The 14,422-nt window shown below is 46.4% G+C and carries 14 protein-coding genes and 1 pseudogene; 9 read left to right on the top strand and 6 right to left on the bottom strand.

Annotated features, from left to right (window positions below):
* Nucleotides 1-116 precede the first annotated feature (116 nt).
* From NI000_RS35840 to NI000_RS35825, 5 genes are all read left to right on the top strand, one after another.
* Nucleotides 117-476, top strand: a complete 360-nt coding sequence (locus NI000_RS35840) for a hypothetical protein (protein ID WP_253416056.1) — start codon at nt 117-119, stop codon at nt 474-476.
* 375 nt (nt 477-851) lie between these two features.
* Nucleotides 852-1,748: an RCC1 domain-containing protein gene (locus tag NI000_RS35835; RefSeq protein WP_253416055.1), complete on the top strand. Its 897-nt coding sequence runs from the start codon at nt 852-854 to the stop codon at nt 1,746-1,748.
* A gap of 530 nt (nt 1,749-2,278) precedes the next feature.
* Nucleotides 2,279-2,671: a hypothetical protein gene (locus NI000_RS35830; protein WP_253416054.1), complete on the top strand. Its 393-nt coding sequence runs from the start codon at nt 2,279-2,281 to the stop codon at nt 2,669-2,671.
* On the top strand, nt 2,580-2,822 hold the full coding sequence (locus NI000_RS37290) for a DUF4180 domain-containing protein (protein ID WP_375541037.1): 243 nt from the start codon (nt 2,580-2,582) through the stop codon (nt 2,820-2,822). Before NI000_RS35830 ends, NI000_RS37290 begins: the two co-directional genes overlap by 92 nt.
* Nucleotides 2,822-3,637 (top strand): alpha/beta fold hydrolase, encoded by an 816-nt coding sequence (locus NI000_RS35825; protein WP_253416053.1) that lies wholly within the window; start codon nt 2,822-2,824, stop codon nt 3,635-3,637. The genes NI000_RS37290 and NI000_RS35825 overlap by 1 nt, the downstream gene beginning before the upstream one ends.
* On the opposite strand, the gene NI000_RS35820 is transcribed toward NI000_RS35825, so the two are convergent.
* From NI000_RS35820 to NI000_RS35810, 3 genes and pseudogenes are all read right to left on the bottom strand, one after another.
* The gene (locus NI000_RS35820) at nt 3,614-3,859 is read right to left on the bottom strand and encodes a hypothetical protein (protein WP_253416052.1); all 246 of its coding nucleotides are present in this window, start codon (nt 3,857-3,859) and stop codon (nt 3,614-3,616) included. The genes NI000_RS35825 and NI000_RS35820 overlap by 24 nt on opposite strands.
* Nucleotides 3,860-4,038: 179 nt before the next feature.
* Nucleotides 4,039-4,191: pseudogene (locus NI000_RS35815) on the bottom strand (Tn3 family transposase); the annotation flags it as partial.
* Between the two features lie 365 nt (nt 4,192-4,556).
* Nucleotides 4,557-5,234: a Crp/Fnr family transcriptional regulator gene (locus NI000_RS35810; RefSeq protein WP_375541038.1), complete on the bottom strand. Its 678-nt coding sequence runs from the start codon at nt 5,232-5,234 to the stop codon at nt 4,557-4,559.
* 318 nt (nt 5,235-5,552) lie between these two features.
* Between NI000_RS35810 and NI000_RS35805 the strand changes: the two genes are divergently transcribed.
* From NI000_RS35805 to NI000_RS35790, 4 genes are all read left to right on the top strand, one after another.
* Entirely contained in the window at nt 5,553-6,002 is a 450-nt protein-coding gene (locus tag NI000_RS35805; protein ID WP_253416050.1) for a GAF domain-containing protein, read from the top strand.
* 109 nt (nt 6,003-6,111) lie between these two features.
* A complete protein-coding gene (locus NI000_RS35800; protein WP_253416049.1) occupies nt 6,112-6,768 on the top strand; it encodes a response regulator transcription factor in 657 nt (218 codons plus the stop codon).
* Nucleotides 6,758-7,876, top strand: coding sequence for a PAS domain-containing sensor histidine kinase (locus tag NI000_RS35795; protein WP_375541036.1), 1,119 nt, complete (start codon nt 6,758-6,760; stop codon nt 7,874-7,876). The genes NI000_RS35800 and NI000_RS35795 overlap by 11 nt, the downstream gene beginning before the upstream one ends.
* Before the next feature lie 267 nt (nt 7,877-8,143).
* Nucleotides 8,144-10,405, top strand: coding sequence for a nitric-oxide reductase large subunit (locus NI000_RS35790; protein WP_253416048.1), 2,262 nt, complete (start codon nt 8,144-8,146; stop codon nt 10,403-10,405).
* A 427-nt stretch (nt 10,406-10,832) separates the two neighbouring features.
* Here the strand turns inward: NI000_RS35790 and NI000_RS35785 are convergent, their stop codons facing one another.
* From NI000_RS35785 to NI000_RS35775, 3 genes are all read right to left on the bottom strand, one after another.
* Nucleotides 10,833-12,068, bottom strand: a complete 1,236-nt coding sequence (locus NI000_RS35785; protein WP_253416047.1) for a DUF438 domain-containing protein — start codon at nt 12,066-12,068, stop codon at nt 10,833-10,835.
* 300 nt (nt 12,069-12,368) lie between these two features.
* Entirely contained in the window at nt 12,369-12,587 is a 219-nt protein-coding gene (locus NI000_RS35780; protein ID WP_253416046.1) for a hypothetical protein, read from the bottom strand.
* Nucleotides 12,588-13,316: 729 nt separating this feature from the next.
* On the bottom strand, nt 13,317-14,369 hold the full coding sequence (locus tag NI000_RS35775) for a glycosyl hydrolase family 18 protein (RefSeq protein WP_253416045.1): 1,053 nt from the start codon (nt 14,367-14,369) through the stop codon (nt 13,317-13,319).
* Nucleotides 14,370-14,422 lie beyond the last annotated feature (53 nt).

Here is a 14,422-nt window from a genome sequence, read left to right as displayed (position 1 = left end):
CACGACAATTATAGCACATATGTTCGCATGCATGCACAAGAGATGCTGATTCATCTCCCCTTATCGAAGAGGGAGTCTTCTCAGCCTTAACGATAAATATCTGGGAGGGGTATTTTATGAAACGGCTGGGTAAACTACTTCTCTGCGCAGTCTTCACGTTTTCGTTAGCGTCAGGAGTTGCTTCGGCAGCAGAGTCAAACGTAAAGCAAACTGTACAGAGCCAGGATCAAAGTGTAGATGTTGAATGGATCAACCTCAAGGTGGGAGAAAGATCACTTCTTGGTGTTAGACTAGCAGGAGGCAGTTTGATTAGAATTGAAAGCATATCAGGCACATCGGTTAAAATAAATTCCTTACCTTTTGGCAAGGTGACCTATATTTACGCTGTTGCAGTTTCTGAAGGTGAGACGGTTGTGAGGGTTAAAAACAATTCTACGGGAACCGTGACCGAAAAACATTTTGTTGTATCCCGATAATGTTTAACTCACGGCATTAAGTTTCTGCTACTTGCGTACTTATATTTTTGAGAAGAGCGGCGATGGATGTCGGCGCTCTTTTGTTGTACGCCCAGCATGGGCGTCATCTCTAGGGTGAAAGTCCCGAACAGGGGCTCGCGAGCGCCTACCGTAGCCAAGGGTAAGGGTGTATCTGAAGGAAGTCGGAGGCAAATGCACGGGCCAAGGTACACGAACTGGACACACAACGAAATCCAAAGCCGCCAAGGGCTAATTTTGTAGACTCTAGTGGTCGCGGGCAGAAAGATGACGTTCTTATCTGGGGAGACCTGCGGCATCCGCTCTGAGTGTAGCCGTTTTATAATAAAATAGGTGTTGTTTTCAAGGAGGTAAAACATGGATTACACTTCACTGATTAAAGCGGCGTTAAAGGTGAAATGGTGGCCTAAAGATACCATAGCGGCGGGTCGTCGTCATACCGTTGGACTTAAATCGGACGGCACGGTGACGGCTGTGGGTGATAATAAATATGGCCAATGTGAAGTAAGCGGCTGGCGCGATATTGTCGCGGTTGCGGCTGGTAATGTTCATATGGCGACGAACACGGGTAATGCTCATACAATCGGGCTTAAGTCGGACGGCACCGTGGCGGCTGTGGGTTGGAATAAGCATGACCAATGCGATGTAAGCGGCTGGCGCGATATTATGGCGGTTGCGGCGGGTTGGCGTCGTACCGTCGGGCTTAAATCGGATGGCAGGGTGGTGGCTGTGGGTCGAAATAATGAAGGCCAATGCAATGTAAGCGGCTGGCGTGATATGGTGGCGGTTGCGGCGGGTGACTGGCATACCGTCGGGCTTAAATCGGACGGCACGGTGACGATTGTGGGTAATAATCGGTATGGCCAATGCAATGTAAGCGACTGGCGCGACATAGTGTCGGCAGCGGCGGGTTACCTTCATACCGTCGGGCTTAAATCGGATGGCACGGTGGCGGCTGTGGGTTTGAATAAGCATGGCCAATGCGATGTAAGCAGCTGGCGCGGTATTGTGGCCATAGCAGCGGGTAGTTATCATACCATCGGCCTTAAATCGGACGGTACTGTGGCGGCTGTGGGTTGGAATAAGCATGACCAATGCAATGTAAAGGGCTGGCGCGATATTGTGGCGGTTGCGGCGGGTTGCGCTCATACTCTCGGCCTTAAATTGGACGGCACGTTGGTTGCTGTGGGTGATAATGAATATGGCCAATGCGATGTAAGCGGCTGGTGCGGCATCCAACTGCCCGGCAATTAGTTTTCGGGTATACGTAAACGTGATTTCAACACGGTTTTACGAAGAGCCAATAAATAATTAAACAAAGACCACACTTCAAAAACACTGCCAACTAGACCGTAACATACCCAAGGCTGCCGTAAGCAACAATCAATCGGCAGCCTTGGGTATTTAATCAGTTCTGATAAATATTTGCGGTAATCCGCAACACAAATAAGGGTAAGTTTGTTGCGGCTTCCGCTATTTGTTGATGTTTTTGATAGTCGATTCAATTCGCGGGCGACGAACATGACCCAGACGTTCGTTCCGATTGGAGCGTCCTGTTCTATATTGTGTTATCGTTTGAGTTATATAAAACATATGTTACAATAAACATATGTTTGTGTAGGAGGGATTATGGATGAACATTCAACATGCAATTTTGGGGCTATTACGCTTTAAACCCCTCACAGGGTACGACATGAAGAAGGCTATGCAGAATTGAGTTTGAAGCCGAAGGTTTTGTCAGTGTCGGATATCCTGAAATTACGGAGATACGCAAAACTTTTCTGATGCAGCTTGTATTTGGCGGAAGTCTTACAAAATCGGAGCTTGCTTTGTTACTTGAACAATATAGCAGTGAAGTGAAAGGCTTCATGCTTGCCATGAAAGACGAAGCTCTTTCAGATCGAAGGACACCATACGAATCTGAACTGACATGGATTGAGAAGTTACGTTCAGTCGCGCTTCCGCTTGCTGCAGAAACTCGTGATATTCGTGAAAAAGGACGTGATTTAAAAATGGAGTACACCAAAATTGAGAAAAACGGAAAGAACTACATCAAGGTCGTTTCTGGCTTAATCAAGGAGGAGAATGACGGCCTTAGTTTGGTGGCGGCATGTTCGGAACACGGCACCAATAAAGTTATGCTTTCCTCGTGTTGCGGGTCAGGTAATGCCCGTTAACTACAATATCAAAGCCGTTGCGGTTATAGACACGAAAATATACCGAGGGAAATTCAGTGATTTTATAGCGGAAGCGAATCGCGGAAAATGGTTTCATGCCTTTGAGGATTTGGACCAGGCGGATAGCTGGCTGATTGAGGAGGAAAAATGATGGCTTCGATCTATAGGAGCAAAGCAGGCAAACAGAGAATTTTGAATGAATATAGCAAAATTATTGCCGAGTGGCCTGTCGAAAATAAACAGCATCGAATTCCAACTTCATATGGCGAAACGTTCGTCATTGAATCCGGAAGTCCGGAAAATCCGGCGTTAGTGTTGCTTCACGGGAGTTTGTCGAATTCTTTTAGTTGGTTTGGCGATGTTGCGCTGCTTAGCGAACGATTTCATGTGTTCGCTGTCGACCTAATCGGAGAAGCAGGCTTTTCCGATGAAATTCGGCCACCCTATAAAAGCGGTGCATATGAGCAGTGGTTGGGTGAAGTAGTAGCTCGGCTTGGCGTTGAGCAATGCTCTATTGCAGGCGTATCTCTTGGCGGTTGGATAGCATTACGTTACGCGACTGTTCATCCGGACAAGGTCAATAGACTCATTGTTCTGTGTCCCGGTGGACTTGCGATGCAACGACGTGACTTTTTACTCCGCGCGCTGCTCCACAAAATCTCTGCTCGTGGAAACAGGTCGAAGGAAATCGGAGGCGTGCTAGGCATGGACGTCGCAAATCCGGAAGAAGCCGATAACATGCGCAAAGCGCTTGAATTTGTTCTACTGATTACTAAATATGAGAAACCGCGTTTTGCGACGTTCCCAGTGTTCAGTGACGCTGAGCTCACCCGGCTTACGATGCCGATACTCGTAGTATTCGGCGACAAAGATATTTTCTTCAATGCTGAAAAGAGCATCAACCGAATCCGGCAACTCGCTTCGAACGTCACTTCTGTTCTTCTACCCGAGTGGGACATGCAATAGTCGGGCAAACAGCGAGAATAATTGATTTTTTAATTTGCCGCGATTCGTAGCGATCGACGGTGTGAAGGGAGCGGGCAAGGGAGAGGAATACTGGCGTTTGGCCTGGAAAAGGGCCGTGCTGCGCTCGATGAAGGTTTGGCCTGCTTCGGCCGGTCGGTTGACTTTGACCGCGGCGAATACTCCGTGATCGTCGGCTACGATCACGCCGGTTATTACACGCACGGCTGGCACGGACTGTTAAACAAGACCATCCCGTGGAACATGTACGGTCTTGGACAATGTTCATGCCTGCAATGCACGACTCGTCGTACAGACTGGAGGACGGAAGGTCCCGTCAAGTCGGTATGCCTTTGCGATGCATGCCAGAAAACCGCAAATACGGACGGTTGGCGTTTCGTAGTCTCTTGCATGACCTTTGTATTGATCTGTCCGCGCAGCAGCTTCCCCAGTTTCGGAAAATCGCTGGACTTTCCAATGGTATAAAGCTTTGAATCAGAAAGGTCGCGTAGCCGCGGCGCAAAGCGGAAACCAAGAAGGTGTGTCAAACCAAATAACGAAAATATACGCTAAGCCTTCGGATGTGACCAGCCTAGCGTTTTTTTATACTCTAAGGGGGAGAGACATCGCGAAAAACGTACGCTAACAAATTCAACGGTAGCCGCTTGCTCGCGACGTTCAAGTGAAGGCGATCGGGTCGTGCGCCTCCGGTACAGGAGGCAACATTAGGCTGTGGAAATCAGGCGGCGCTGCGACGGGCTGCGCCAGCAGGTTTGGGGGAACATGGCCAGATCCATGCGGTTTTATACAACAACCAAGCCGGGAGATTCTCCTACTTCTAAACCAATAAAAACTACCTCTTAAAGCGGTCTAGCATCTTTGAAAATTTCAGATAAGGAATTTTTCTTACTTTGCTGCCGCGTTAAACCCGGCAAATTTCCTTCGGACAATTTTCGCAGCTGCATACATTTTTCAAATAGTCCAAATCCTTAATAACAACATAACCGTTGTCGATTGCTACGGCGTTCTCCTTGCGCATATCGCTTAACATACGGTTGACGCTTTCTCTTGTTGCACCGATCATTTCCGCCATTTCCGTATTATTGAGCTTCTTCGAAATTTTGATTTGCCGGTCTCCGCAAGGCTTTCCGTAGGAATTGCTGAGCCGGATCAGCAAGGAACACAACGCGCCGGGTTTGCCGAATAACATCAGATCGCGGAATTTCGTTTGCGTCATCCGTTGCGTTGCGGCCATCCATTTCATAAAGTCGATCGCCAGATCCCCGTGCTGCCACAGCAGCACCTCGAGGTCCTTCCGTTGGATGACGCCGAACTCGCTGTCCTCCAGCACTTCCGCATCAAAGCTTTGTACTGCATCATAAAACGGATCGATCTGGCCGAACAAGTCTCCGGTATGATGCATATATAATGTTATTTTGCTTCCGCTATCCGAATTTTTGGTGATTTTTACGCGGCCTTTTTTCACAAAATAAAGCTTATCGGCGGTATCACCTTCCCAATATAAATAAGATCCGGCTTCCGCGCGTTTCGGGTACATGATGCCCTCTAACAACTCGAGATTTTCTTTCGAAAAGAACATTTCCGTCCATCCGGTTGTATTGCCTTCCGCTTGGCATTCCGTTTTGTATTCCAATTTGTTAACAGCCATTTTAGCCAGCCCCTCTCAACCATCTTATGAGAATATTCTACCCCTAACAATGTAATAAAGGGATCGGGGAAATTCCTGAATATTCGTCTCTAAAACCCTGATTATCGAGTGACCTAAATCACAGGATCGGGCGATTTCTCCCTGATGAACAATTCAGGGATTTCCCTGACTTACAAATTGAATAAAAACCGTTACAATGGAGCATAGACGTTACCGATAAACGTTGGCGATAGGAAGGGGGGCTGTAGGATGCCCGAAATCGTTGGAATCGCCGAACAATTACACAGGCTTCGCTTGGATACTCATAGCGATTTTGTTGCAGTGGCTTTGCCAGACTCGGATCAGAGAATTCGCTTTCATTATGCAGACGGCAATGATAATGATCGGTATCGACATATGATAGTGAGATCCGGACGCGGAGTTGCCGGCGTAGCTATCCTTCTGGACCGAATGTCCCGGTTGGAGAAGGGTCATCCGCAGTTCGAAAAGCTTCGATTGGAATGTCCGGTCATGTTAGCCGAGAAGCTTTACGCCGCCGTCGCTATTCCAGTTATTTTACCGTTAAACCGCAGAGGCGTGCTCCTTACGGGAAGCCGTTCGTTTGAAACTTACACCGATCACGAGACAGAGCTGATGTTGATGACGGCGGAAGCCATTTCCGAATGGTTCCGAATCAACGAAATTACCGCAAAAAAATGAATTCCATTGATGGGATTTATTTTTTTTTGTTATGATAAAGATAAGCGTGAAAACGTCATTGTGAGTTCATTGCGGATCGTTTCGATTCGCTTAAAGGTAGGAGGACGGGATGATCAAGCTTCTAATCGTTGATGACCATGCGGTGGTTCGATCCGGGCTGCTGCTACTGCTGGATGGAAAACAAGGCATCGAAGTCGTTGGGGAAGCCGCCGATGGGGACGAAGGAATTTGCAAGGCAGTGGAGCTAAAGCCGAATGTCGTACTGATGGACCTGAGTATGCCGAATGGAAAAGACGGTCTTACCGCGACGACAGAATTAAAGAAAGTATTGCCGGAAACGGCGATTTTGATTCTCACCATGCACGATGACGAAGAATATTTATTCCATTCCATTCATGCGGGAGCTTCCGGATATATCCTGAAAAGTGCTCCTCACGAAGAACTGTTATGGGCAATCAAGTCGGTCGCTTCCGGCAATGCGTATTTATATCCTACTGCAACGAAGAAGCTGATGGGCGAATATTTGGAGCGGATTAAAAATGGTGAAAACGGGGGTACTTACGAAACGCTATCCGAACGTGAAAAAGAGATTTTATCCCTGGTGGCTAAAGGGTATAGCAATAAGGAAATTGCCGAGCAGTTAATCCTCAGCGTCAAAACCGTAGAGACCCACAAAGCCAAAGTCATGGAGAAGCTCGGGCTCAAAACAAGACCGGAGCTGGTCAAGTATGCTATGAAGAAGGGGTTGCTTAACTTTGAATCCTAAGGATGGCAGAAAAACTGCGGAAGTGATCGGTCAGCATGTAAGCATGCTTCTTTCACAACTGGAGGAGCATATCCATGACCCAGAGGTTCTCAACGGGCTGCAGCAATCGCTTAAGCAATTAGCAGATCTTAAATTCGCTTTAGACGAATCGTCGATCGTAGCCGTAACGGATCACAAAGGGGCGATCCAGTATGTGAACGACAAATTTTGTGAAATATCCAAATACGATAGAGACGAATTGATCGGCAAAGACCATCGGATTATTAACTCCGGCTATCACGATAAAGCATTCATGCGCAATCTATGGAATACGATTATGGCCGGAAAGGTATGGCATGGTGAAATCAAAAATAAAGCCAGTGACGGTACTTATTATTGGGTGAATACAACCATTGTACCGCTTGTAAACGAGAATGGAAAACCATATCAATATTTGGCAATCCGCAACGAGGTCACTCGATTGAAAAAAGTCGAGGAAGAGCTGCAGCTCATGATGAAGAAGGTTATGAACATTCAAGAGGAAGAGCGTAAAAGGTTCTCACGCGAATTGCACGACGGCATCGGTCAAAGCTTATTCTCTCTGCTGATACAACTGGACCGATTGATTGGAGAGAATCCAGCCCCGGGCTTAGCAGACGTTCGCAGAAGCGTTGCGGGGATTATTGAGGATGTAAGGGGATTGGCATGGGAAATGCGTCCTTCCGTGTTGGACGATTTAGGCGTTGCACCTGCTATCCGTACGTATATTGAGAACTATACGGAGCATTATGGAATACAGGTTCATCTGCAAAGCAATTTACGCCGACGTCTTCATGCGCAAGTGGAAACGACCATTTATAGGATAATACAAGAGGCATTAACCAATATCGCCAAATATGCGGCTGTTTCTGTGGCAGAGGTAGTAATTAATGATCAGGTCGCAACCATTGAACTACGAGTTGAGGATCGGGGAATGGGCTTCATACGGGATCGCAGCGCCAAAGGTGTTGGTCTGTTCAGTATGGAAGAGCGCGCCAAAGCTGTCGGCGGACAACTGACGGTTCATTCCGAAACAGGTAAAGGAACGACAATTGCATGTATTGTGCCAGTGGATAACATGAACGGCTAAAGGAATAATGAGATTTAAGCGCTGACCGGAAATGCCCCGGCAGCGCTTTTTTTGTTCCGACAAACTGTATTCGCTTTACTTTATAGAAAATGGCTAGCATATCCTGAAAATCATGTTAATGGGTCAACAGAGATCGTATAGTTCCTTCAGCGATCTACGCCGAAATGTGTCGATTTAATAAATTTTTGGTTACATTTATGTGAAGTTTAATGCATGGAAGCGTTATCTTCCAATGATTTGAAATTTGAATCGTAGGAGGGAGAATGGATGAAAAAGTTATGGATCACCTTAAGCGCGGTTATCATCTTATCTTTTGCTGTCCTTATTTACTATGGAGGGGAAATCTATCAAAAGATGCCTCCGATTCCGGATCGGGTGGTGACCAAGGATGGAAAAGTCATCACCACCGGCAACGATATTCGCAATGGGCAGAACGTTTGGCAAGCGATGGGCGGCCAGGAAGTCGGCAGCATCTGGGGGCACGGCGCCTATGTTGCACCTGATTGGTCGGCTGATTGGCTTCACCGGGAATTAACATGGATTTTGGACAGATGGGGAAATGAAAAGTATTCCAAACCATACGATACTCTCACGGAAGAGCAAAAAGCAGAACTAAAGGCGAGATTAAAACAGGAGATCCGCCCGAATACGTATGATCCGAAAAGTGGCGATCTGGTCATTTCAGCGATCCGCGGCGAAGCGTATACGGCGATCAGTCAGCATTATACAGGTTTGTTCGGAAGCGACCCGTCGCTGAAAACTTTGCGAGACCACTACGCCATTCCGGCCAACACCGTTCACGATCCGCAAAAAATCAAAGAAATGAATGCCTTCTTTTTCTGGAGCGCTTGGGCAACAGCGACAAACCGCCCTGGTGACGATATAACATATTCGAATAACTGGCCGAGTGAAAGCTTGATCGACAATGTGCCGACGGGAGAGACCATCGTTTGGTCCGTGATCAGTTTTGTTTTGCTATTGGCCGGCGTGGGGGCGTTGGCTTGGTATTTCGCTGTACAACGCCGCAAGGAATCGCACGAAACCGAACACTACCCGGAAAAAGATCCCTTGCTCGCGCTTACTCCTACTCCTTCGATGAAAGCGACACTCAAGTTTTTTTGGGTGGTCGCAGCGCTGGTCGTCGTTCAGGTTGGACTTGGCGCCATTACCGCGCACTTTGCCGTAGAAGGATCCGGTTTTTATGGAATTCCAATTAGCGAAATTCTTCCTTATTCCGTAGCAAGAACATGGCATACGCAGCTTGCGATTTTCTGGATTGCAACTGCTTGGCTCGCTACCGGTCTTTTTGTCGCTCCTGCCGTATCAGGTTACGAACCTAAATATCAACGGGCGGGTATTAATTTTCTGTTCATTGCCCTGCTCATTATCGTTGTTGGTTCGATGGCCGGTCAGTGGCTGGCCGTCAATCACAAACTGGAGTATGTGACGAACTTCTGGTTTGGACATCAGGGTTACGAGTACGTCGATCTGGGCAGGTTCTGGCAACTATTTTTGACCGTCGGTTTGTTTTTGTGGCTTTTCCTAATGGGTAGATCGATTTGGCCTGCCTTGAGAAAAGCATCCGAAAACAGGAACCTGCTCATTCTGTTTTTTATCTCCTCCGCTGCCATTCCTCTGTTCTACGTCCCGGGATTGATGTGGGACCAGCATACGAATCTGGCCATGGCCGAGTATTGGCGCTGGTGGGTTGTCCATCTTTGGGTGGAGGGATTCTTTGAAGTATTCGCGACGGTCGTAATCGCGTTTCTGTTTACCCGTATGGGACTTTTGCAGGCACGAACCGCAACGGCATCCGTTTTGTTCTCCACGATCATCTTCCTTTCGGGTGGCATCATCGGCACGTTCCACCACCTTTACTTTAGCGGGACGCCCGTTGGGGTCATGGCATTTGGTGCTACATTCAGCGCACTGGAAGTCGTACCCCTTGTCCTGATCGGTTTCGAAGCATACGAAAACCTTACGTTAAGTCGATCGAAACCGTGGGTAAAAGGGTACAAATGGCCGATCTACTACTTTGTCGCCGTCGCCTTTTGGAATCTGGTGGGGGCCGGTCTGTTCGGCTTCCTAATTAATCCACCGATCGCTTTGTATTATATGCAAGGACTGAACACAACTCCTGTTCATGGGCACGCGGCATTGTTCGGGGTCTATGGCATGCTCGGTATCGGTTTGATGCTGTTTTGCCTAAAAGGGTTAACAAATCACAGGATATGGAAAACACGCCTGCTTTCGTTTTCATTCTGGGCGATAAATATCGGATTGGCCCTGATGCTGCTCATCAGTTTGTTGCCTATCGGATTGATTCAAACTTTGGCGAGCGTCGAGCACGGGTATTGGTACGCCAGATCCGCCGAGTTTTTACAGCAAAGGCCGATTCAGACTTTCCACTGGCTTCGGATTGTCGGCGATACGATCTTTGCAGTGGGGATCGTCGCACTCGGGTGGTTTATCCTCGGACTGAAAACAGGTTGGTCGCTGGAAAAAGATTATCACCACTATAAGCATTGAAAAGTTAGTCTCAACAAAGGTTGAAGCGGCGAAGCAACGGAAATACTAGTCTTTATGTCTGTTTAAACAAAATTCCCGATGAACATTATGCCAAGGATTTGTAGGCAATTGGGAATGCTCGGACTGAGAAGGGCGGCGCAGGTGTGCCGCCCTTTACCTTTATCCTCTATGATGCGTTAAGCACATAAGCTTTTGGAATACTCGTCTGGCGGCATCCTCTCCTTGAGCGATACAATCCGGGATGCCTGTCCCGCGGTATGATCTTCCGCATAGTTCGATCCCCGGAAATTGCTTAGTAAGCTCGGCTTCTATAGCTTTAAGTCGATCCAAGTGTCCCGTCAAATATTGTGACATGGATTGGGGGTGTCTATTGGGATGCAGGCAGGAATACCTGGGCCGCTCCACCGAGACGATCAGATTTTTCAATTTAGGAAAGGATACGTTTCTCCCCTTCGATCGCTTGGATGGGTCCGATGTTTTGGGAAAATTCCAGCGTACCCATATAGCGTCCATCTTCATCACGAACGGCAAAGTACCGAATATAAACATATTTATCGCGAACCTTAAGCCAGAAATCTTCCATATCTTTTTTCCCGGATTTGAAATCATCTAGCAAGGCTTCAACAATATGGGCACTCTTTGGGGGATGGCAATTTTGAACGGTACGTCCTATTACAGCCTTGGTGCGTGGAAATATTCTCTCCTTTCCGTGGGAAAAATAACGAACAATATCTTGATGATCAATGAAGGTAATATCTACGGGCAGATGGTTCAGAATGAGCTCCAGCTGCTGTAGAGATAAGATTCCGGTTTCCAGTTTAATGAACCCTTTAGACATCGCTTTCTCGTCCAGCTCTTTTCGATCCGGTTTCCAATTGGCTGCTGGTATCGTTAAACAAAAACCAATTTCATCACTTTCATGAGCAATTTTGATCCATTCGTCCTCCGTTAAAATTTTCAAGGTCATAGGGAAGAGAATGGTCTCTTCTCGATAAATCATGTTCTGGATTTCTTCTTTGAGGAAAAGCAGGCGTTCAGTAACAAGTTTTTTGTTCCCGTAATACGTTGTCAGCATTTGCTTCGCTTCTTTGATAGCAGCCCGTATATAATCATCGATGCGCCACATGTTATTGGAAGGTCCATTAATCCCATATTTCTCTAAATAAGGAAACACCAATTGTTCCTTGCGTCCATAATGTTTATCGAGATCCCACAGCAGGTTGCAGCATTCGATGAGCCTCTGCACTACCTCAAGTGAATCGTCATCTTGGAACAGCTCGAGATTCGGCTCAAGTTTGGATTGAATGAGAGCCTCGACGGCTCGGTTCTCAAGCTTGAATGTATGAATCGGGTGCCCCGGTTCATCCTGAGGATGTTGTACCGCTTCAATACGGCCCTCAAGAATGGACAGATGAGCAGATGCCAAACGCTGGAGCTCTTTATCGGAAAGCTCTCTTTGTTCAAGTACGCTATGTTGGTACTGAGACAGTTGTGCTGCTTCCTCAATGGTGATCTTTCCTAGGCTGTGTATAAACTGACTTTTGATTTGCTCTACAGGCACTCCATTATACAATTCTGAGAATAAATGGAATAATAAGGACAAACGATCCGACAATGGATCAATAGGAATGGATTGCTCGCGGTTATTAATCAGCTCGCTCATGATATATCTCCTAACTTTAAAATGGTTTTAATTAAGAACTTAATTCATATGATTATCCTAGCAAATACAAATGATGAAGAACGTGATTTGTATCACGTTTTGCTATAACCTGATAATGGTATGATGGTTATTGCTCAACGAATTGGCAATGAATATGGAAAAACTAATTGCCGATCTGTGACAAGAATATGTTCCGATTACCGCGGCGAAAAGAAGACTAGATAGGATGCACCGCGGATCACAAAGGATCACTCTTACTCTACATTTTTTATGATTGCATCGCTTATCGGTACAATATGGTCAGCGGCGGTAGTCGGCACGAGCGTTATTCGGACTTACGACAAATATGGAATATCCAAGTGCATCGGCAAACGCATTTATGGCCGCTATGAACGCTGCAAGGTATTTTTTCCCCTTCGTCTCAGTTGTTAAAATCGTATGCGGATTAGCTATCCTCTTTAACCGATATGCCAAAGCAGCTTTGGTTATCTTCATGCCGGTCTCCGTGAATATTGCCATGTTCCATATCTCTTTGGATGTTACTTCCGGTATTCCAGCCTATTTGATTCTTGCGTTAAACACGTACTTGTTATTTAAAAATATTGAAAGCTACCGTTCGATGTTGATAATCAAATAATAGAAGGAGCAACCGGCTAACGATATGGAAATTGGATTCACGACTTTCCTGGTGGCTACTACCAAGCGAGGAAATAAATCCGGTGGCTAAAAAATGGGTACAAGGCCATTGTGCATTACTACTTGCAAAAAAATGCTGGAGTATCCACGTCCAATCCTGCTGCTTTCAGGGAAATTACGTAATCATTGAAGGTGCGTGGGACATCACTGGCATAGCCGGTAAAATTAAATACGAAATCAATAATCCAGAGGGGAGAGATGGGGGAAGTATTTCTCATATATGAAATCGAAAAAAGTACGAAAGAAGCGGGTTGTTGTGTACGATTATGAAAAATCTATCGAGGGGCGACAATCTTTGAAAACGCTAGATAGATTTACACTTTTGAACTCCGGTTTCCTCTTGAGGATTGAACAATCGAAGCAAGTTAGTCGTAAACCCGGCGAAAAAGGAAAATCCTCTGTTGGCTATAACAAGCTGAGGGAGGACTTTCTATTTTTCATTACTACAACTCGTTCAGAGCTTCTCTGGAGGTGTCATTTTATCGGTTAGATTTCGGATAACCAATACTGTCAGTTTTCGGGCATATGATCTAGCGGAAACCGTTTATCTCATCAAATTACTCTTTTCGTCGCAAAAAACTCAGCCACTAAGAAAGCGGATTGAGGGAAATTCAATCCTAACTGCCACGCACCTACGCCTCTAAGACGGTAATCGACGACCAATTGAAACTTTGCGGCACGAGCACGCGCATCTTCAAACCATACGAAGTGTCTATTGCCGTTCGCATCCCAATAGGAAAAATAAGGTTGTTGGTGCTTAACAGAATATTGTATCGGTACTTCATAATTCATGGCAGTTTCGGTGGCCGTAGTGACGGAAACAGCTTTAGCACTGATTACGTTTCCGTTATCCATAGTCCAGTCATATCCATACCTTGGTACCCCAAGAATAATTTTATTCCGGGGCATGCGTTGCACAGCATAATTAAGGGTTTCGCGTATTTCGTCAATCGGGGCGACAGGTCCGGGACCGGAATGCGTCTCATGCCAATCATAGGCCATAATGAACACGAAATCGACTACAGCACCGATTCCGCCATAATCATAGCCTGGATAATCGCTATCTCTTTTTTTTACATGAATGGCAACCGATGTGAAGTATCCCTCCGGCTTTAAACGATCGTTCAATGAGCGTAAGAAACCGGTATACAAATCTCTTTCCCCTGCAAGCACTTGCTCGAAATCAACATTAACTCCAGCATAATTTTTTGTTTTTATCAAAGTATAGATGTTATTAATGAGGCGGTTCCTTATTTCAGGAAAGTTAAGCACCTGTCTTGTCAATTCAGGGCTGAACCCTCCCGGAGTCAAATTTGTAATTGTCGCCAGAGGGGCCACTCTTTGATTCCGCGAAGCTTTTACGGCAACTTCATCGTTTGGGAGAGTGCTCAGGTTCCCTTCCTCCGTAATGTGGTATTCAAAAATGCCAAAGTAGGCATTAAAGGGAGAGAAGGTGCGGGTAGTTGCTTCAATTTGTTCAGGTGTGGTAGGAAGGATATAACTCAAGCCTTCTTCTGGATATTTGTTCCGCGGCGGCAAATATAGCCTCATCCCAATAGATAACATATCGCTTTGAAGCCCATTTGCAGTTCGAATCGTTTCCACGGGAATCAAACTCATCTGGGATATCACGTATAACGAATCTCCGGGCTGAACAA

This window comes from Paenibacillus tyrphae (genome assembly GCF_024158745.1).
Classification (GTDB): Bacteria; Bacillota; Bacilli; order Paenibacillales; family NBRC-103111; genus Paenibacillus_G; species Paenibacillus_G tyrfis_A.
This window is presented reverse-complemented; position numbering and strand designations above follow the sequence as displayed.